Consider the following 18,950-nt stretch of genomic DNA (forward strand, 5'->3'; position numbering starts at 1 on the left):
TTTAACTAACTTTAATAATGTGACGCAGTGAATAGCACAGTATAACAGTTTAAATCAAGTCTGACTAGCTGTTACTCGCTTTTAGCGCTGTCATAAGTAAATGACATTCTAGTTTTTCATCACTTGATAAGCCCTGTGTCTTGTCCTTTATTAATAGGGTCTCTAGTCGATAATTTAAACACTGATCTTCAATAAATTTAAAAGTATTTTGAAAAACAGTCTCTAAACGCTCATCACTAATTTGGTGCTGCCATGTGGCAAGCTTTACTAGCGGTTCGTAATCCTCGGAATCTCTAAATGATTCGAGTAAAACTGCTGTGTTCGCATTGTCTTTTTGCAGTGCGCGCTCTTGTAAGCGCAGTAGCAAACCAATACCCGCTATGTTCATTTGCGCCAATTCTGGCAAATGGGGCACACTTTTAGCTAACTGTGGGTGCTGAATTAAAATACCAATAGCTTGGCGCATTGGGGTAATTTTAAATTTTCGCTCAACAGCGTGTTGTTGCTTTGGTGTTTTTAAGCGGCTATTTAGCTGCTCACGCGTACGGCCAATTAATCGCCCTAACTGCTCTAAAATATTTTCTTGGTAAAATTCACTCGGAATTTTTTCAATTAACGGCAAAGCGGCACTTAATAGCTTAGCTTTGCCTGAGTCGAGTGTTAGGTCTACTTCTTGGCTAAGCTTATTAAATAACACTTTGGTAAAATCATCTGCTTGGCTTAAACGTTGCTCAAACTGTGTTTTACCTTCTTGCTGAACCAGTGAATCGGGGTCTTCGCCGTCAGGTAAAAATACAAAGTGTAATGCTTTGCCATCGTTTAAGTAGGGCAGGGCATTTTCTAGTGCTCGCCATGCAGCGTCGCGGCCCGCTCTGTCGCCATCGTAACAACAAATAACTTTGTCGGTGGTTCTAAATAGCGTATGCATATGCTCGCTTGTGGTTGCGGTACCAAGCGCAGCTACGGCATATTCAATACCTTGCTCTGCAAGTGCAACTACATCCATGTAACCTTCTACAATGAGTACATGTTCAAGCTTTTTATGTGCTTGTTTTGCCTCATAAAGGCCATATAGCTCAAAACCTTTATGAAAAATGCGGGTCTCTGGTGAGTTGAGGTATTTTGGCCCTTGGTCGGCTTGCATTACACGCCCGCCAAAGGCGATAACACGGCCACGTTTATCACGAATAGGGAACATTAACCGATCGCGGAAAAAATCAAACTGCCTACCTGGTGTTTTTTCTGAGGCGAGCTTAAGCTCGACCAGCTGTTCTTTTTGCTCTTTTGTTCGGCCAAGTTGTTGGCACAGCGCTTCCCATTCGCTCGGCGCATAACCAATCATAAACTTTTTAACGGTTTCGCCACTTAAACCACGCCCTTTTACATAGTCAATCACCGCAGCAGAGTTACTGTGGTGCTTTAATTGATGCTGGTAAAAGCGTGCTGTGTGTAACATTAAATCGTAATCTGAGCGCTTTTGCGCTGCCGTGCGCTCAGGTGCTGAGCTACTGCCTTTCTCGCGAGGTACGTCTAAATTTAAAAGGCTTGCGAGCTCTTCTATGGCATCAACAAATTCAAGCTTGTCGTATTCCATAACAAACGAAATAGCGTTGCCATTAGCACCACAGCCAAAGCAGTGGTAAAACTGTTTATCTTGAGAAACAGTAAACGAGGGAGATTTTTCGTTATGGAAAGGGCAGCAAGCTTGGTAGTCTTTGCCTGCTTTTTTAAGACCAACTTTAGAGTCTATTAGCTCTACAATATCTGTTCTGGCGAGTAAATCGTCAATAAAATTTCGTGGGATCTTTCCAGCCATGTTTTGTAAGTAGTCCTAACAATTGGTGAGGTGTAATTTCAACACAATGCGCGCATTTATAAAAGGGGTATTGGTAAGCTAAAAAGCTACATTATATCCATTTAATCATTCTTAGGTGCTAAACCTGGCGCTAACAGCGTACAAAGCTAGGATATTGAAGGTAGAGCAGTGCAGGCGCAGTAAGTGATAGCCCTAAATAACCCATTTTACCTAGCCTTCGATGTGCTTTTGTAGCTACACAATAAATCACTTAATTATATGCACGAGCATTACTTAAAAGCTTTTTGTTTGTCTACTTAAACGAAGAAACCGAGCACTAGGCTCGGTTTGCTTTAATCATACTTTGTGTATGTGGGAGTATTAGGCTGTTAATCGTTGCTTAATTAAACCAGAAAGCTTGCCCATATCGGCACGTCCTTCGGCTTTGCTTTTGATTATGCCCATTACTTTACCCATGTCTTGCATACCTGCTGCATTAGTATCAGCAATAGCCGCATCAATAAGGGCAACTATTTCTTCTTCACTCAATTGTTGAGGTAAAAAAGTTTCTAGTGCTGCGATCTCATTGGCTTCAATTTCGGCTAAATCTTCACGCCCAGCATCTTTGTACTGAGTGTAAGAATCACGACGTTGTTTAACAAGCTTCACTATAACGGAGGTAATACCTGCGTCGTCTAGTGTTATTTGCTCGTCAATCTCACGTTGCTTGATTGCGGCAAGCACCATGCGAATAGGGTTAAGACGTTGTTTGTCTTTCGCTCTCATCGCATCTTTTTGCGCATCTTTTAGCGTTATTAAAAGGCTCATTTATACAAGACCTAATACTATTAGTATAATTTAACGCGACGTGCGTTATCGCGAGAAAGCTTCTTCATGTGACGCTTAACCGCTGCAGCTTTTTTACGCTTACGCTCAGCTGTTGGCTTTTCATAGTGCTCGCGACGACGAACTTCTGAAAGGATACCTGCTTTTTCACATGAACGCTTGAAGCGACGAAGTGCTACGTCAAACGGTTCGTTCTCTCTTACTTTAATTACTGGCATTAAAAATTCACCTACCTAAATTATGAGCGTTGCTCAAGTTGATCAAACATTGATCAAGTGGTTCAAAAATGGTGCGGTATTGTAATCCGAAGCAACACCACATGTAAAGGATAATATTAACAGAAATGCAGCGGCTTAAATAGTGTTAATTTGGCTGGCGTTGGTATAGCCTACAGAATACTTGCCCTGCTTTTTTTTCTTTAATTAACAGCCAGTTATCTGGTTGTGAAAAGCTGCTTAGTTCGGTTTCTACCTCAACATAAATGAGCGCGTCTTCGCTAAGCCATTGGTTATTTTCTAATAAATCACAGCTACTTTGCGCTAAGTTTTTACGAAATGGTGGGTCAACAAAAACTAAATTAAATGGTGAATTTGTATTCTTTTGCTCTAAATATGAGAGTGAATTAGTGTGTTTTACCTGTGCATTTTCAAGCTTTAAGGTACTAATATTTTGCTCAATTTGCTTAGCAGCCGAGGCATCTAGTTCGATAAACGTGGTGCTTTTAGCAAACCGAGAAAGCGCTTCAAAGCCAAGCCCGCCAGAGCCTGCAAAGCAATCGAGTACTGTTGCATCGCGCGTATCTTGCATTAACCAATTAAACACGGTTTCTTTAACGCGGTCTGTTGTTGGGCGTAGCCCTTCTACATTTTTTACCGGCAGTTTACGGCCACGAAATTGCCCGCTGATTACTCTAATAAAGCCGTCAGTAGATTTGCTAATTGCTTTATTTTTCGTTGTTTTTTTTCTCATTTAGGTCACTAAAAAATGGTATAAGGGATCTAGCTCAGATAATATTGTGCGTAGTTTACGTTTAGCTTCATTTTTCAACCGCATTAAAAGTGTTACTATTTAGCACTTACGTTTTGAACGGTTGTTTGGCCGGCACGCTTTGCTGAGCCACACCAAGCTATTTCAAATTTTAGTTTATCAGATTTTTATAAGTGGTTATTAGCAAGTATGGCAAAAAAAAGTAAATTCATGTCTTGGCTCGGTTTTGGTAAGTCAGATAAAAAACAAGCAGAAGCTGATAAACAACAGGCATTAGCTCAGCAACAAGAGGCTGAGCGCTTAGCGGCAGAAAAGGCCGAAGCAGAGCGTGAAGAACAAGCGCGTATTGCTGCTGAAAAAGCACAAGCAGAGCGTTTAGCAATTGAAAAGGCTAATGCAGAGTTGCTTGCAAAAGAGCAAGCCGAAGCACAGGCGCAACAACAAGCACAAGCTGCACGTTTAGCTGAGCAAGAAGCGCAAATGCGTTTAGAGCAAGAGCGCATGGCTGCACAGCGAGCTGAGCAACAACGTTTAGACACAGAGCGTGAGCAAGCTGAGCAAGATGAAAAATTAGCAATTGAAAAAGCCAACGCAGAGTTGCTTGCGAAAGAGCAAGCTGAAGCACAGGCGCAACAACAAGCACAAGCCGCTCGTTTAGCAGAGCAAGAAGCGCAAATGCGTTTAGAGCAAGAGCGTGTTGCAGCAGAAAAAGCAGAAGCTGAACGTGCAGAGCAAGAGCGTATTGCAGCAGAACAAGCAGAAGTTGAACGTGTAGAGCAAGAACGTATTGCAGCAGAAAAAGCAGAAGCTGAACGTGTAGAGCAAGAGCGTATTGCCGCAGAGCAAGCAGAAGCTGAACGTGTAGAGCAAGAGCGTATTGCCGCAGAGCAAGCAGAAGTTGAACGTGCAGAGCAAGAGCGTATTGCTGCAGAAGCGGAAGCTGAGCGTTTAGAGCAACAGCGAATTGCACAGGAACAAGCAGAAGCTGAACGTTTAGAGCAAGAACGTATTGCAGCAGAACAAGCAGAGGCCGAGCGTTTAGAGCAGCAGCGTATTGCAGCAGAACAAGCAGAAGCTGAGCGTTTAGAGCAACAGCGAATTGCCGCAGAGCAAGCAGAAGCTGAACGCTTAGAACAAGAGCGTATTGCACAAGAACAGGCAGAAGCTGAACGTGCAGAGCAAGAACGCATTGCAGCAGAGGCCGAAGCTGATCGTTTAGAGCAAGAGCGCATTACGGCAGAGCTTGCAAAAGAAGAAGCTAAACTTGCCGAAAAGCCTAAAAAAGAAGGCTTTTTTTCACGTCTTAAAAAAGGGTTATTAAAAACCCGTGTAAATATAGGCTCTGGCTTTGCATCTATTTTTAGTGGTAAAAAAATAGACGATGATTTATTTGAAGATTTAGAAACACAGCTTCTTACCGCCGATTTAGGTGTTGATACCACCATGAAGCTGATTGATAGCCTTACTGATGCAGCTGATCGCAAGCAGCTTAAAGATGGCGATGCGCTCTATGACTTAATGAAGCAAGAAATGGCCGCAATGCTTAAAACAGCTGAGCAACCGCTTGAGATACGTGCTGATAAAAAACCATTTGTTATATTAATGGTCGGTGTAAACGGCGTAGGTAAAACGACAACCATTGGTAAGTTAGCTAAGCAATTTCAAAATGAAGGTAAGTCGGTTATGTTGGCCGCAGGTGATACCTTTCGTGCAGCAGCCGTAGAGCAGCTGCAAGTGTGGGGAGAGCGTAACAGCATTCCTGTTATTGCCCAGCACACTGGTGCAGATAGTGCCTCGGTGGTGTTTGATGCATTTCAAGCCGCTAAAGCGCGTAATGTAGATGTATTAATTGCTGATACAGCAGGGCGCTTGCAAAATAAAGATAACTTAATGCAAGAGCTTGAAAAAATAGCCCGCGTAATGAAGAAAATTGACCCTGATGCACCGCATGAAGTTATGCTAACCATTGATGCGGGTACAGGTCAAAATGCAATTAGCCAAGTAAACTTATTTAATCAATGCGTTGGGTTAACCGGTATTACCCTTTCAAAACTTGATGGTACTGCTAAAGGTGGGGTTATATTTGCGGTTGCAGATAAGTTTAATATTCCTATTCGTTACATTGGTGTTGGCGAAGGTATTGATGATTTACGCGCATTTAAAAGCGATGACTTTATTGACGCTTTATTTAGCCAAGATGAGGATGACGCTTAATACATAAAAGGGAGCTTGCTCCCTTTTTTGGTCTGTTTATCTTTTGAGATTAAACATGCGCTGCCCTTTGGGCTATTTACTTTTTATTGCTCGGTTTTACTTAGCCTTCTTGGCTATAAACCTTGCGCCGCGATTAAATAGTCTCTAGGCAGAGCAAATTTCAATCCTGAAAGGTCAACAGGCCCTAGCTAAGGAATTCCATTTTACTAATTTGGGACTGGCATAATAAAAAATGATAAATTTTCAGCAAGTAAGTAAAACCTATCCGGGTGGGCATCGCGCTCTCGAAAAAGTTACATTTCATATTAAGCCTGGCGAACTGGCTTTTTTAACAGGCCACAGTGGTGCGGGTAAAAGTACCTTATTAAAGCTCATTAGCTTAATGGAGCGCCCCTCTGCAGGCAACGTGCTAATTAATGGTGTTGATTTAAATAAAGTTAATTCTCGGCAAATTCCTTATGCGCGCCGCGATATTGGTATTATTTTTCAAAATCATCGTTTGTTAGAGCGCTACACTGTGTTTGATAACGTTGCACTGCCGTTGATTATTGAAGGCACTCATCATAAACAAATCGCTAAACGAGTTCATGGTGCGCTAGATAAAGTCGGGCTGTTAGATAAAGTTAAATGCCATCCTTCTACACTCTCTGGTGGTGAGCAGCAACGCGTAGGTATTGCCAGAGCGATTGTAAATTCTCCGCCTATTTTATTAGCTGATGAACCAACGGGTAACCTTGACCCCGAGCTCTCTATGGAAATATTAAGGCTATTTGAAGATTTTAATAAACACGGTACGACAGTACTTATAGCAACACACGACCTTGGTCTGGTGTCGCGTTTAAAATACCGTAGCCTGACTTTAAAAGATGGCCGTATGCTTGAAGACCCACTTGCGGAGGGCACGCTGTGAGCTTGTTATTTAAAGGACGCCAAAACTCAAACGATAAACAAAAAAAATCAGCCATAGCTGGCGGTTATTTTTTTATTATAAATATTTTTCGCCAAGGGGTGCACAGTTTAGGTGAAATGTGGCGTACGCCACTTGCATCATTAATGACAATTGCTGTACTTGGGCTAAGTTTAACATTGCCTGCAACGCTTTATTTAGTCGTAAAAAATGTACAGCAAGTCAGTAGCGGGTTTGAAGAAGCCAGTGAAATATCGCTTTTTGTAAAAGAAAGTATGAGCGAACAAGAAACACAAACCTTAGTAAAGCGTTTAGCACTTTACGCCGAGGTAGAAAGTGTTGAATTTATTTCTAAGCAACAAGCATTAACTGAATTTAAAGATGTGTCGGGGTTTGGGCAAGCTTTAGAATACCTAGATAGCAACCCGCTACCCGATGTTGTATTAGTGACACCTACTAAGCGGCATCGCCAGCCTAATGCGGCTAAAGCGCTGCTTACAAAGCTTGAGAACGAGCGCGAAGTAGATTTTGGTAAGCTTGATATTGCTTGGCTTGAGCGCCTAAATGCATTATTAGACTTATTAAAAGAAAGCGTTATCACAATTGCTTTATTACTTCTTACCTCTGTCACGCTTATTATTGGTAATACGATTCGTTTATCGATTATGGATAAAAAAGAAGAAATACAAGTAATGAAGTTAGTAGGTGCTACCAATACATTTATACATGCTCCGTTTTTGTGGACCGGCATTTGGTATGGTGTTATAGGGGGCTTGTTTGCATTTATTTGTATTGCCTTAATGATGTGGTGGTTAACTAGCGCAGTAAGCAGCGTTGCAGGCGTGTATCAAACAAGCTTTTCGTTAATTGGTTTAACGCTTAATGAGTTTGGCGCATTAGTATTACTAGCAACCAGCTTAGGCTTTATTGGTTCTTACTTATCGGTTAACCGATATATTAAAGAAATTGAGCCTGATAAAGTATGAGTACAGCTGCTAATGGCTGACTCAAAAATGTCATGTTTGTATATTATTATCCTCAAATGAGATTAGTTGTAAATGCGCTGTTACGCTTGCGCTAATCTCTTGCAATCCCTTAGTTCATCACTTATTCAGTCGCATGTAGTAGACTTAACATACACTAAAAAACCGCTTGATTTACGCTTAAAAAAAGTTTTAAATTGGGGTTAGCACTCTTAGAGAAAGAGTGCTAAGATGGTTTCAAATGTTTATCACCGAGGTGAAAAATGAGTAAAGATTTATACGCAATGGCACTTACAGTTGGGCAACAAAGCGCAAGCATGGACGGCTACCTTCAAGCGGTTAGCACAATTCCTATGCTTAAAGCTGAGCAAGAGAAAGAGCTAGCAACACGACTTCAAGAAGAAGGCGATCTTAGTGCTGCAAAGCAACTCATTATGTCGCATTTACGCTTTGTAGCACATATTGCTAAAAGCTACTCGGGTTATGGTTTACCGCAAGCCGACTTAATCCAAGAGGGCAATATAGGCCTGATGAAAGCGGTTAAGCGTTTCGACCCAAGTGTGGGTGTACGTTTAGTGTCTTTCGCTGTTCATTGGATTAAAGCAGAAATTCATGAGTTTGTGCTTAAAAATTGGCGCATCGTAAAAGTTGCGACCACTAAAGCGCAACGTAAATTGTTTTTTAATCTTCGTAAAAACAAAAAACGTTTAGGTTGGTTTAACCAAGCTGAAGTAAGCACTGTAGCTAATGAGCTAGGTGTGAGTGAAAAAGAAGTTCGTGAAATGGAATCGCGCATGAGCGGCCAAGACATGGGCTTTGACTTAACGGGCGACGATAACGACGACGCACCAACAAGTACATATTCACCAGTACAATATTTAACAGACGGCTCAGCTGATTTAGCTGACGATATTGAGCAGCAACAATGGCAAGAGCAGTCACATACTCGTTTATTTAGCGCGCTTAAAACGCTAGACGAACGCTCACAAGACATTGTAAGTGCACGCTGGTTGTCTGATGACAAAGCAACACTACAAGAGCTTGCTGAAAAATACAGTGTATCTGCTGAGCGTGTTCGCCAGCTAGAAAAAACAGCGATGAAAAAGCTGCAAAGTGCTATGAGCTAATAGCGCAAAAAATGTAAAACTTAAAAAGCCCTGCATTAATATGCGGGGCTTTTTTTTAACTAAAAAAGCTAACTAAAAAGGTTAATAGAAAGTATCGTTTGTCTTGTTCTGCTTACCTCTAGTCACATCTATGTATCTTTTAATTAAATGTACGCTATTTAAAATTAATGAATAAGTTTGGTTTTAATTTAAATAGATGATTTTAGTTTGTTTTTAATTTGGGTATATGAAAATATTCGCGCACCTGAGCGACTTATCGCTCAAATCGTAGCTTAATTAAGTCATTTAATTGCTGGTTTGTTGCCTTTCAATTTCATTTAACGCGAGTATTTACACTCAATATGAACTCATATTCACTAAAGAAAAAAATCTTGCTATCGGTCGTTCTTGCCCTAGCCGTTATTATTGTATTGCTGTCCTGGAATAGCTATACCTCTCAAAAAGCGTTACTGCTAAAAAGCAGTATTGATAACGTAAGCCAATCTGGTAAGCAACAGGCTACGAGTATTGAAAATTGGCTAGCTAGTCGTCAGCAGATAATTAAATCGGTTGCGAATAAGGTTGAGGACAACACGCTCAGCGCACTACAGCAAGCAGCATTTTCAGGTGGCTTTCAGTTAACTTACTTTGGAGATAGTAGCGGAAAAATGACTGACTCTGATCCCAGTATTGATCGCACCGGCTACGATCCGCGCACTCGTCCATGGTATAAACAAGCACTGCTTCAAAGTAGCACCGTAATTACCAAACCTTATTTAGATACCGCGTATAATCTGTTGGTTGTTTCTATTGCTAAAACCACGCAAAGCGGTGTGGTTGCGGGGGATTTATCGATTGAGGCCTTGGCCGATAGCGTCAATACAATGTCTTTGCCTGCGGATGGGTACGCCATTATGATGCATAAAGATGGCACTGTGGTTGCCTACAAAGACGCTAGAAAAGTAATGGCAGATATTACGCGTATTGACTCGAAAATAAATCATCAATTAATTTTATCTAACAGTCAAAACGGTGAATTTACTCCTGTTTACTTTGAGAGTGAAGACCGAGAGAAGCTAGTTTGGGGTGAAAACATTAACAATACAGATTGGCAGTTGCTGTTTGTATTGGATAAACAAACTTTAGAGGCTCCGCTTATTAGTTTATTGCTGACCCAATTAGTGCTGGTTGCAGTAGCACTTTTACTGAGTGTGTTGGCTATTTCATGGTTATTGGGTGTATTGCTCGCCCCTTTGAGCCGAGTGTCGCAAGCTTTATCAACAATTGCAGATGGTAACGGTGATTTAACCCAGCGTATAACTGTTGATACGCAAGATGAAGTTGGGGTTCTGGCTGGTAGTTTTAATCGTTTTGTTAGCAGCCAACATGAACTGATCAGTCATATTCGTCAATTAGCTACTGACTTAGACTTTGATGCAGAGAAAAGCTTGATCACCAACCAAAGCAGTGTCAGTGAGTTGCAGCGCCAGCAACAAGAAGTGGCTATGGTTGCTACCGCGGTCACAGAAATGGCGAGTGCAACCCATGAAATTGCCGCTAATGCAGAAAACACCGCAACCGCATCGCAACAATCGGCACAAAGTAGCCGTGAAGGTAAGCTGTTAGTTGATAAAACCAGAAACACGATTAATTCACTCGCGGGCGAAATAGACCAAACTACCACAGTTATTGGTGAATTAAGTTTGCATGCTCAGGCTATATCGAGCATTTTAACTACCATTCAAGAAATTGCAGAGCAAACAAATCTCTTAGCACTTAATGCTGCAATAGAGGCCGCCCGTGCGGGATCGCAGGGGCGTGGTTTTGCAGTGGTTGCCGATGAAGTGCGCGTGTTATCAAGAAGAACACAAAACTCTACAGCCGAAATTTATACCACTATAGAAACCTTACAAAACACCACTAAAAAAGCAGTGAGCTTGATGGACAGCAGTAAGGGCTATGCCAACAATAGTGTGGATGATGTAAATGCTGCCGCACACGCACTAGAAGAAATTACTTTGGCGGTAAATGAGATTTCTGATATGGCGGGTCAAATAGCGGTTGCAGCAGAAGAGCAAACGCAAGTGACCAATGAAATTACTAGAAATACGGTTGCCATTAAAGATGTAACCGATGAAATAACTACCTCAGCTACCGCGCATTTAAGCCAAGCCGAAGTATTAAAAGACAGAGCTACAGATCTAAATGCCAAGGTAGCGACATTTGTTTTATAAATACCATACTTATAATTGAGTTAAATTAACTGATGGAGTAAGGTGCTCGCTTACTCCATCAGTTTAATGAAATGGCTTGTTGTTGGGCTATTTGTACATACTTACGTTCTACCAGCTGTGAGATTGGTACCAGTTCAAAGCCTTGCTCAGTGAGCTCAGGTAGCGCTTGGCGTAAAAAGTCGATGGTTTCTGGGTAGGGGTGGGCAATCGCTATGGCAAAGTGATGTTTAGTCGCTTTATATTTTAGCTCATCCAGCCTTTGCTGCAGTTGCTCATGCGTGGTTATATTGTCTAAAAACACATGGCGGCCTATATTTTCAACCCCAATAAAATTTGCCGCATTTTGCGCTTGGCTTAAGTCGGTAGTACGGCTATCTAAAAAGAATAAATTACGTTTTTTAAGTACTTCCATAGTCCACTTCATGGCTTGGCTTTGTTGAGTGAGTGCCGACCCCATATGGTTATTAACCCCTTTTACTTGCGGTAAGCTTGCCAGTGCGGTGCCTAAAGTTTTTTGTAGCTGTTCTTTATCCATATTTACAGTGAGCCCACCAGGGCCGAGTGCTTTACCGTTCAAGGCTTGCATAGGTACATGCAATAAAAGCTCTTTATTTGCTTGGCTGGCAAGCGTGGCAAAAATTTGAGAGTAGGGTGTGTGGGGCAAAATTGAATACGACAATTGCCCTGGTAAGGTAAGAAATTCTAAATCTCGCTGATGATAGCCAATATCATCAATTACGATGGCTATTTGCTTTGCCCAAGCAGTGCTAGATACAAAGCAGATAGCCAACAACAGCCATTTTATTATTTTCACGTTTATAGTTTTTATTATCTTTTTAATTTATTAAGGGTATTTTTTAATCTCAGCGCCGGGTAATAAAGCTATCTCAGCAGCTATTTTTAGCGCTAACTGCTTTGAATTTACTTAAAACTTATAGCTAGAGAATAGCAGAATCTAATAGTGTTAATATTTATTCTGTTATTAAATCGCTTACCTAGAGTTCAGATTATTTACTATTGCATGCTAAGTAATTGCTTAGCTTTTACTAACTGTAAGTCGCCCAGTATTTCATGTTCAAATTGTGGTGCATTTTTGTTCTGCTCATTTTTTATTATAACGGCTTTATTTGATTGTGGAAGGGTTGCTTGCGCAATTGCTACATCAGGGGTAACTCCTACGCCTTCAATCGATACGCCCGCAGGTGTAAAGTACTTAGCAGTTGTTAATTTTAGCGCTGTATTACCATCACCAAGTGGGATCAAAGATTGCACCGAGCCTTTGCCATAAGACTGATTACCAACCACTGTAGCACGCTTATTATCTTTTAAAGCAGCGGCGAGTATTTCAGCCGCAGAGGCCGAATTTTCATTAATAAGCACCACAATAGGCAAGCCTTTTAGTATGTCACCTCGTTTAGCGTAGTAGGCTTGGTTAGCGTCGTAATAGCGCCCTTTAGTGGTGACTATAGTGCCACTTTGTAAAAATAGATCCGCTACCGCCACTGCACTTTGTAAAGTACCACCTGGGTTGTCACGTAAATCAATGACTAACCCTTTAAGGGGCGTGCGATAATCATTTTTAAGTGCAGCTACCTGCAGCGCCACTTCATGTAAGGTGTGATTAGAAAAATTATTTATGGCTAAATATCCAGTGCCTGAGTCGAGTAATTGGCTAGTGGCGCTTTCTAAGTTTATTTCTTTGCGATTTACCGCAAAGCTAATTGGTTGCTGCTGCCCTGCGCGCTTTATTGTTAGTTTAACCGCGTTAAAGCGGGTATCTTTTATCAACGCAGCTACTTGCTCTAAGCTACCTGTTTGCGTGTTTATATCATTAACACTAACAATAATATCGCCCGCTAAAATACCGGCCTTTTTGGCTGGGGAGTTTTTAACTACACCGACAATAGTAATGTCACTGTCAATGTCTTTCACTTCAATGCCCACGCCAGTGTAATGGCCATTTGTATTATTAAACAAAGCGTCTAAGTCATTTTCATTGAGGTATTTAGAATAAGGGTCTAGCTGGTCGAGTAAAATTTCTACTTGCTGATTATTAAAGGCACCCTGTGCACCTTTTGTCAGTGACAAGTCATCAACATAATAGGCTTTAATGTTGAAAAGTATTTCAGAAATTTGCTGACTTTTAAGATCTTTAACTGAGCTGGCAAGTAATGAATTGCTAAAACAAAAAATAGCAATACAGGTCAATGCGCACAATAAAAACAAATAGCGCGTACGGGAAGAGGGACATGAGCGTGTTTGTGGTATTTTTTGAGTCATCAGCTGCTCCTAATGCGGTGCAGCTGTTTTATTCACTTAAATACGTCTGCACCATTTAACAGGATTTACTGCGCGTCCTTTGTGGCGTATTTCAAAGTATAGACCAGAACTCGACTGTCCGCCGCTTTGACCTACTAATGCCAGCGTTTCGCCTTCTCGAACCATGTCGCCCACATCTTTTAATAATGTTTGCGCATGGCCGTATAGGCTCATAAAGCCCTCACCATGATCAACCACAATAACCCAGCCAAAGCCTTTAAGCCAATCAGCAAAAACAACTTGGCCATTATTAATACTGTTTACATTAGTGCCTTCTTTTGCACCAATTAACACGCCTTTCCAGTCTATGCCGCCATGTTTGCGCTGACCAAATGTGTGTTTTAGCTTTCCTTTGCTGGGCCAATTAAGCTTGCCTTTACTTTTATTAAGGCCGAGCAATTCAATTTTTTGATTCTTCTCTTGCTCAAGTTCTTCAATGGTGGTGATTAATGTTTGCTCGTTGTCTTTTAAGTAATTAATCGAGCTTTTAGTGCTATTGAGCTGTGCTTGTAAGTTTTTAAGATTAGTTTGGCGCTCGCTTTGGGCATTTACTAGCGCGCTTTGGCGTCTTTTTTGTTCTTCAAATAAGGCGGCTAATTTTTGTTTGGTTTTGGCAAGTGCAGCTTGGTTTTCTGCAATTTGTTGTTGTAGTACTTTAAGCTCTTCAATTTGCTCTATGCGCGCTTTATTTAAATAGTTGTAATAGCTTAAGGTACGCTCAAATTTAGCTGTGTCTTGCTGGTTTAAAAGCATTTTGGGGTAGTCGTCGCCCCCAGCCATGTAAGCACTTTTTAGCTGGGCCGCTAAAATGGCTTGAAATTGCGCGTGTTGCGCTTTTAATTGCTGTGCTTTTTGTTGCTGGGCTTGTTGTTTTTGCTCTGTTTCTTTTACTGATTGCTCAGCCATATTGAGAGCTTTAGCGTTTTTAGCTATTTCTAGCTCGTGTTTTTTTAAGTTTTTTTGCAGTGCGGCAATTTTTTTTCGCTGTGCGTTGTACTCTGCTTGGCTTTGTTCTAATGCAGATTGCACTTCAGATAGGTCTTTTTTAGTGCGGTTTTCGTTAGCGGTTGCAGGTGCAACCACTAACGAAACCAATACAAATGTATAAACACTAAACCAATTTACTGGTTTGCTCATGTGTTATTTCAACGTCATGATTGGCGTACCGGTCATTTCGCTTGGTTGCTCCATGCCCATCAGGTGTAGCATAGTAGGTGCTACATCACTTAATGCTTTGCCTTCACTTGGCGTTGCATCGCGTCCTACATAAATAAATGGCACTGGCTCGCTAGTGTGAGCGGTATGAGCTTGGCCCGTGGCAGTATTTGCCATTTGCTCTGCATTACCGTGATCGGCTGTGATAAGCGCTTCACCACCAAACTCATCTAGCGCTTCTACCACGCGGCCTATACATGCATCAACTGCTTCACAGGCTTTAACCGCGGCTTCAAACACACCAGAGTGACCCACCATATCGCCATTCGGGTAATTACAAATAATGGCATCAAACTTACCGCTTTTAATGGCTTCAATAAGTTTGTCGGTTAGCATTTCAGAATTCATTTCTGGCTGAAGGTCGTAAGTGGCAACCTGTGGAGAAGGAATTAATTCGCGTGATTCGCCTTCAAATTCATCTTCGCGTCCGCCACTAAAGAAAAAAGTAACATGAGCGTATTTTTCTGTTTCAGAAATACGTAGCTGCGTTTTGCCATTTTTTTCAAGCCATTCACCTAATACGTTTACCAATGGCGTAGGGCCAAATGCGACAGGGGCATCAATATCGGCTGAGTATTCTGTCATCATTACAAATGCGCTTAACTGTGGTGATTTTTTCTTTTCGAACCCATCGAAGCCTGGCTCTACAAAGGCACGGGTGATTTCACGGGCGCGGTCGGCTCTAAAATTAGCAAAGATGATAGTGTCGCCATCATTAATTTGTGCTGCTTCAGTGCCTTGTGGCGTGATGGTGGTTGGAGCTACAAATTCATCGTTTTCGTCGCGCTCATAGGCGGCTTCTAATGCCGACACACCATCAGCATAATTAAACTCGCCTTCACCTAATGCCATTACATTGTAGGCTTTTTCTACACGGTTCCAACGGTTGTCTCTGTCCATGGCGTAATAACGCCCCACAAGAGACGCTAAGCGGCCACAATTTAGCTCGGCAAATAAGGCTTCTATACGCTCTATTGATGCTTTAGCACTGCGTGGTGGTGTATCACGGCCATCTAAAAAGCCATGAAAATATACTTCTTTTGCACCGCGTTTAGCGGCTAATTGAATACTCGCGACAATATGATCTTCGTGGCTGTGAACACCACCTGGGCTTAATAAACCCATAATATGCACGGCTTTGCCTGCAGCGATTGCTTTATCGATGTTTTCAACAAGTGCAGGAGTTGAGTCAAACTCGCCATCGTTGATTGCTTTGGTAATGCGAGTAAAGTCTTGATAAACAACACGACCAGCACCTAAATTTACATGGCCTACTTCTGAGTTACCCATTTGCCCTTCAGGTAAGCCTACATCTAAACCTGAGCCTGAAATTAATGTGCGTGGACGGGTTGCCCATAGGTTGTCTAAAACGGGGGTGTTGGCTGCAAGAATCGCATTGCTTTGCTCATCTTCGCGGTATCCCCAACCGTCTAAAATCATTAATACCAGTGGTTTTTTATGCTCTGTCATAATAGCTCCTGAAAATTAGCACCTGTTGATGGGTACTGTGCGCCGAAAGGTTATCTGGTTAGTTTTAGCATACCGTGTTTTAGCGCCAGAATCAGCACTGAGAACAAGATATTAAATTTTTTACTTACTTTCATATATGGGGTGCTTTATGTGTTTTTAAAGCGCAGCAAACTCGCATTTTAACTTGGTTTGGGTATACTTGCGTGGCTAAAGTACAAAATACCTAGAATATTAGGGCGTGTTGCACTTTGGTGGCTGAATTTGCAGCAGTATGTTTGGTTTTTAGGTAAGGCAGAGTCTATGAAGTGTGGTTATTCCCCATAAATAGGCGATAACGTAGCATAAATCCCAAACATGCGCTGCCCATTGGGTTCTTTCTAGGGACTATTACCTTTTTGTTGCCTACATGGATGTAGGTAAGGGGCGTGAGCAGGACGCGGAAGCTTTGCTTGGTTTTTACTTAGCCCACTAGGTTACAAATCTCGCGCCGCGATTTAATCGCCCCTAGATTGAACAAATTTCAATCCACAAAGGCCAACACGCCCTAGGTTTAGAACATAATTTCATAGTGGAAGTAGAATGGATCAATATATTGAATTTATTACAAATCATCCTATTTTAAGCCTAGCTTGGGTTGGTCTTGTATTTCTTATTGTAAGCGGCTGGATAAAGAGTAAGTTTTCAGCAGTGAGAGAAATAAACCCACAGCAATTAACACTTCTTATTAATCGTGAAGATGGCAAAGTAGTTGATATTCGTGCTCAAAAAGAATTTAACGCAGGTCGTATTGCGGGTGCTGAACACTTAAGCCCTGAAAAAGCAAAACAATCTGATTTTTCAAGCCTTGAAAAGCACAAGAGCAAACCCATTATACTAGTATGTGCCACAGGCATGACTGCTCAAGGTATTGCTAATGCAATGCATAAAGCAGGCTTTGAATCGGTTTATGTATTATCAGGTGGTATGGGGTCGTGGCAATCTGCCAGCCTTCCAACTACAACAGGTCGCTAATCAGTTTAGTAGTACCGATAGAGGATTTATTATGAGTAATGTTGTTTTATACACCAAAGCGTACTGTCCATTTTGCCAACGTGCTCTTGCACTTTTAAACAGTAAAGGCGTTGAGTACACAAATATTGATATTGGTGTTCAACCAGAGCTTCGCGATGAAATGATTGCTAAAGCAGGTGGTGCAAGCACAGTACCGCAAATTTTTATTAATGATGAACATATCGGTGGCTGCGACGACATGATGGCTATTGAAGCGCAAGGTAAACTTGACGCTAAGCTAAATGCTTAATTTTAATTATAAAAACTAACACGTAGGAAGCACAATGAACGAAGAAAATCAAAACGCAGCAGCACAAGAAGGTGGCGCACAATTTACTATTCAACGTATTTACACTAAAGATGTATCGTTTGAAACGCCTAACTCTCCTGCGATTTTTCAAAAAGAATGGACGCCAGAAGTTAAGCTAGACCTAGACACGCGCTCTAATAAGCTAGACGAAGGTGTGTTTGAAGTGGTTTTAGCACTAACGGTTACTGCTTCTATTGGTGAAGAAACTGCGTTTTTATGTGAAATTCAGCAAGCCGGTATTTTTACAGTTGGTGAGCTTGAAGAAGTACAACTAGCACATATGCTAGGTGCATACTGCCCTAACGTGTTATTCCCATACGCGCGTGAAGCCGTATCTAACCTTGTTAACCGTGGTACTTTCCCACAGCTTAACCTTGCGCCAGTGAACTTTGATGCGTTATTTGCACAATACATGCAACAACGTACTGCGCAAGCTGAGCAGGTTTCAGCAGACGCATAATTTATGAGTACAGCAACTTCAGCTGTTACCGTATTAGGAGCGGGGTCTTACGGCACCGCTCTTGCTATTTGCTTAGCCCGAAATGGTCACCAAGTGACACTTTGGGGTCGCAATAGCGACGACGTTGCCACGCTTGCAGCTGAGCGGAAAAATCAACGTTACCTTCCTGATGTACCATTCCCCGACACTCTTTTATTACAAGCCGATTTACAACAAGCCGTAGCCAGCAGTGCCATTGTACTTGTGGTTGTGCCAAGCCATGCCTTTGCAGATACATTGCAGCAAATTAAACCTGCGCTGGTTGAAGGTGCGCAAGTTGCGTGGGCAACAAAAGGGCTTGAGCCAAATACTGGTCGCTTGTTACAAGAGGTCGCCCTGCAGGAACTAGGTGATGAAATGCCGCTTGCGGTTTTATCAGGCCCAACCTTTGCAAAAGAAATGGCAATGGGGCTACCTACTGCGATATCGGTGTCGTCTACCTCAACGGAGTTTGCGCAACAACTTGCAGATTTACTCCATTGTGGGCGCTCGTTCCGCGTGTATAACAACGATGACTTTATTGGCATTCAGTTAGGTGGCGCGGTTAAAAACGTAATAGCCATTGGTGCTGGTATGTCTGATGGGGTGGGCTTTGGAGCTAATGCACGTACGGCACTGATCACTCGCGGCTTAGCTGAGCTAACGCGCTTAGGATGTGCCTTGGGGGCAAAGCAAGAAACCTTTATGGGTATGGCCGGACTTGGCGATTTAATCTTAACATGTACCGACAATCAATCGCGCAACCGTCGCTTTGGTTTGGCATTAGGTAAGGGTGAAGGGGTTGATGCTGCTATTGAGTCCATCGGGCAAGTTGTTGAAGGCTTTAGAAACACAAAAGAAGTGTATTTATTAGCACAACGCGCCGGTGTAGAAATGCCTATTACTGAGCAAATTTATAAAGTACTTTATGAAAATAAAGATATGAAAGAAGCCGCCATGGCACTATTAGGCCGAGAGCAGCGCGCTGAATAAAGTGAGCATATAATGCCCACTTTATTAAAAGCATGAACATGCT

At 41.9% G+C, this 18,950-nt stretch carries 17 protein-coding genes; 9 read left to right on the forward strand and 8 right to left on the reverse strand.

From position 1 onward, the window contains the following. Positions 1-64: 64 nt before the first annotated feature. The 4 genes from dnaG to rsmD all read right to left on the reverse strand — a co-directional run bounded on the left by dnaG (position 65) and on the right by rsmD (position 3,610). The gene (gene dnaG / locus MTN96_RS00505; RefSeq protein ID WP_024031414.1) at positions 65-1,816 is read right to left on the reverse strand and encodes a DNA primase; all 1,752 of its coding nucleotides are present in this window, start codon (positions 1,814-1,816) and stop codon (positions 65-67) included. Positions 1,817-2,176: 360 nt separating this feature from the next. Further along, positions 2,177-2,623, reverse strand: a complete 447-nt coding sequence (locus MTN96_RS00510; protein ID WP_004588626.1) for a GatB/YqeY domain-containing protein — start codon at positions 2,621-2,623, stop codon at positions 2,177-2,179. A gap of 20 nt (positions 2,624-2,643) precedes the next feature. Next, entirely contained in the window at positions 2,644-2,859 is a 216-nt protein-coding gene (gene rpsU / locus MTN96_RS00515) for a 30S ribosomal protein S21 (protein ID WP_002957797.1), read from the reverse strand. Positions 2,860-3,004: 145 nt separating this feature from the next. Next, the gene (gene rsmD, locus MTN96_RS00520) at positions 3,005-3,610 is read right to left on the reverse strand and encodes a 16S rRNA (guanine(966)-N(2))-methyltransferase RsmD (RefSeq protein WP_248530490.1); all 606 of its coding nucleotides are present in this window, start codon (positions 3,608-3,610) and stop codon (positions 3,005-3,007) included. Positions 3,611-3,817: 207 nt separating this feature from the next. On the opposite strand from rsmD, the gene ftsY reads away from it, so the two are divergent. The 5 genes from ftsY (at position 3,818) to MTN96_RS00545 (ending at position 11,072) form a co-directional block, all read left to right on the forward strand. Next, entirely contained in the window at positions 3,818-5,842 is a 2,025-nt protein-coding gene (gene ftsY, locus MTN96_RS00525) for a signal recognition particle-docking protein FtsY (RefSeq protein ID WP_248530491.1), read from the forward strand. A gap of 232 nt (positions 5,843-6,074) precedes the next feature. Then, a complete protein-coding gene (ftsE, locus tag MTN96_RS00530; RefSeq protein ID WP_004588623.1) occupies positions 6,075-6,752 on the forward strand; it encodes a cell division ATP-binding protein FtsE in 678 nt (225 codons plus the stop codon). Then, positions 6,749-7,735, forward strand: coding sequence for a permease-like cell division protein FtsX (gene ftsX, locus MTN96_RS00535; RefSeq protein ID WP_004588622.1), 987 nt, complete (start codon positions 6,749-6,751; stop codon positions 7,733-7,735). Before ftsE ends, ftsX begins: the two co-directional genes overlap by 4 nt. 260 nt (positions 7,736-7,995) lie before the next feature. Then, entirely contained in the window at positions 7,996-8,859 is an 864-nt protein-coding gene (gene rpoH, locus MTN96_RS00540) for an RNA polymerase sigma factor RpoH (RefSeq protein WP_004588621.1), read from the forward strand. Between the two features lie 341 nt (positions 8,860-9,200). After that, a complete protein-coding gene (locus MTN96_RS00545) occupies positions 9,201-11,072 on the forward strand; it encodes a methyl-accepting chemotaxis protein (RefSeq protein ID WP_096042353.1) in 1,872 nt (623 codons plus the stop codon). A 58-nt stretch (positions 11,073-11,130) separates the two neighbouring features. On the opposite strand, the gene MTN96_RS00550 is transcribed toward MTN96_RS00545, so the two are convergent. From MTN96_RS00550 to gpmM, 4 genes are all read right to left on the reverse strand, one after another. Further along, entirely contained in the window at positions 11,131-11,886 is a 756-nt protein-coding gene (locus MTN96_RS00550; protein WP_096042352.1) for a divergent polysaccharide deacetylase family protein, read from the reverse strand. A 200-nt stretch (positions 11,887-12,086) separates the two neighbouring features. Next, positions 12,087-13,352, reverse strand: coding sequence for a S41 family peptidase (locus MTN96_RS00555; RefSeq protein WP_248443995.1), 1,266 nt, complete (start codon positions 13,350-13,352; stop codon positions 12,087-12,089). Between the two features lie 36 nt (positions 13,353-13,388). After that, positions 13,389-14,528: a murein hydrolase activator EnvC gene (locus MTN96_RS00560; RefSeq protein ID WP_248443996.1), complete on the reverse strand. Its 1,140-nt coding sequence runs from the start codon at positions 14,526-14,528 to the stop codon at positions 13,389-13,391. Positions 14,529-14,531: 3 nt separating this feature from the next. After that, positions 14,532-16,076 carry a 2,3-bisphosphoglycerate-independent phosphoglycerate mutase gene (gene gpmM / locus MTN96_RS00565; protein WP_248443997.1) on the reverse strand — a complete coding sequence of 515 codons (1,545 nt, stop codon included), beginning with the start codon at positions 16,074-16,076 and terminating at the stop codon, positions 14,532-14,534. Positions 16,077-16,655: 579 nt separating this feature from the next. Between gpmM and MTN96_RS00570 the strand changes: the two genes are divergently transcribed. Genes MTN96_RS00570 through gpsA form a run of 4 tightly spaced genes read left to right on the forward strand, consistent with a single transcriptional unit; the run spans position 16,656 to position 18,907 of the window. After that, complete coding sequence (locus MTN96_RS00570) at positions 16,656-17,087, forward strand: rhodanese-like domain-containing protein (protein ID WP_004588616.1); 432 nt, start codon at positions 16,656-16,658, stop codon at positions 17,085-17,087. Between the two features lie 31 nt (positions 17,088-17,118). Then, positions 17,119-17,376 (forward strand): glutaredoxin 3, encoded by a 258-nt coding sequence (gene grxC / locus MTN96_RS00575; RefSeq protein ID WP_004588615.1) that lies wholly within the window; start codon positions 17,119-17,121, stop codon positions 17,374-17,376. A 34-nt stretch (positions 17,377-17,410) separates the two neighbouring features. Then, positions 17,411-17,896: a protein-export chaperone SecB gene (gene secB, locus MTN96_RS00580; protein WP_004588614.1), complete on the forward strand. Its 486-nt coding sequence runs from the start codon at positions 17,411-17,413 to the stop codon at positions 17,894-17,896. Between the two features lie 3 nt (positions 17,897-17,899). After that, positions 17,900-18,907, forward strand: coding sequence for an NAD(P)H-dependent glycerol-3-phosphate dehydrogenase (gene gpsA, locus MTN96_RS00585; protein ID WP_024031407.1), 1,008 nt, complete (start codon positions 17,900-17,902; stop codon positions 18,905-18,907). Positions 18,908-18,950: the final 43 nt, after the last annotated feature.

It is taken from the genome of Pseudoalteromonas sp. 2CM28B (genome assembly GCF_023161935.1).

Bases quoted from the DNA above. Each gene is read 5' to 3' on its own strand.
- dnaG (WP_024031414.1), bottom strand. From the start codon at position 1,816: ATGGCTGGAAAGATCCCACGAAATTTTATTGACGATTTACTCGCCAGA.
- MTN96_RS00510 (WP_004588626.1), bottom strand. From the start codon at position 2,623: ATGAGCCTTTTAATAACGCTAAAAGATGCGCAAAAAGATGCGATGAGA.
- rpsU (WP_002957797.1), bottom strand. From the start codon at position 2,859: ATGCCAGTAATTAAAGTAAGAGAGAACGAACCGTTTGACGTAGCACTT.
- rsmD (WP_248530490.1), bottom strand. From the start codon at position 3,610: ATGAGAAAAAAAACAACGAAAAATAAAGCAATTAGCAAATCTACTGAC.
- ftsY (WP_248530491.1), top strand. From the start codon at position 3,818: ATGGCAAAAAAAAGTAAATTCATGTCTTGGCTCGGTTTTGGTAAGTCA.
- ftsE (WP_004588623.1), top strand. From the start codon at position 6,075: ATGATAAATTTTCAGCAAGTAAGTAAAACCTATCCGGGTGGGCATCGC.
- rpoH (WP_004588621.1), top strand. From the start codon at position 7,996: ATGAGTAAAGATTTATACGCAATGGCACTTACAGTTGGGCAACAAAGC.
- MTN96_RS00545 (WP_096042353.1), top strand. From the start codon at position 9,201: ATGAACTCATATTCACTAAAGAAAAAAATCTTGCTATCGGTCGTTCTT.
- MTN96_RS00555 (WP_248443995.1), bottom strand. From the start codon at position 13,352: ATGACTCAAAAAATACCACAAACACGCTCATGTCCCTCTTCCCGTACG.
- MTN96_RS00560 (WP_248443996.1), bottom strand. From the start codon at position 14,528: ATGAGCAAACCAGTAAATTGGTTTAGTGTTTATACATTTGTATTGGTT.
- gpmM (WP_248443997.1), bottom strand. From the start codon at position 16,076: ATGACAGAGCATAAAAAACCACTGGTATTAATGATTTTAGACGGTTGG.
- MTN96_RS00570 (WP_004588616.1), top strand. From the start codon at position 16,656: ATGGATCAATATATTGAATTTATTACAAATCATCCTATTTTAAGCCTA.
- grxC (WP_004588615.1), top strand. From the start codon at position 17,119: ATGAGTAATGTTGTTTTATACACCAAAGCGTACTGTCCATTTTGCCAA.
- secB (WP_004588614.1), top strand. From the start codon at position 17,411: ATGAACGAAGAAAATCAAAACGCAGCAGCACAAGAAGGTGGCGCACAA.
- gpsA (WP_024031407.1), top strand. From the start codon at position 17,900: ATGAGTACAGCAACTTCAGCTGTTACCGTATTAGGAGCGGGGTCTTAC.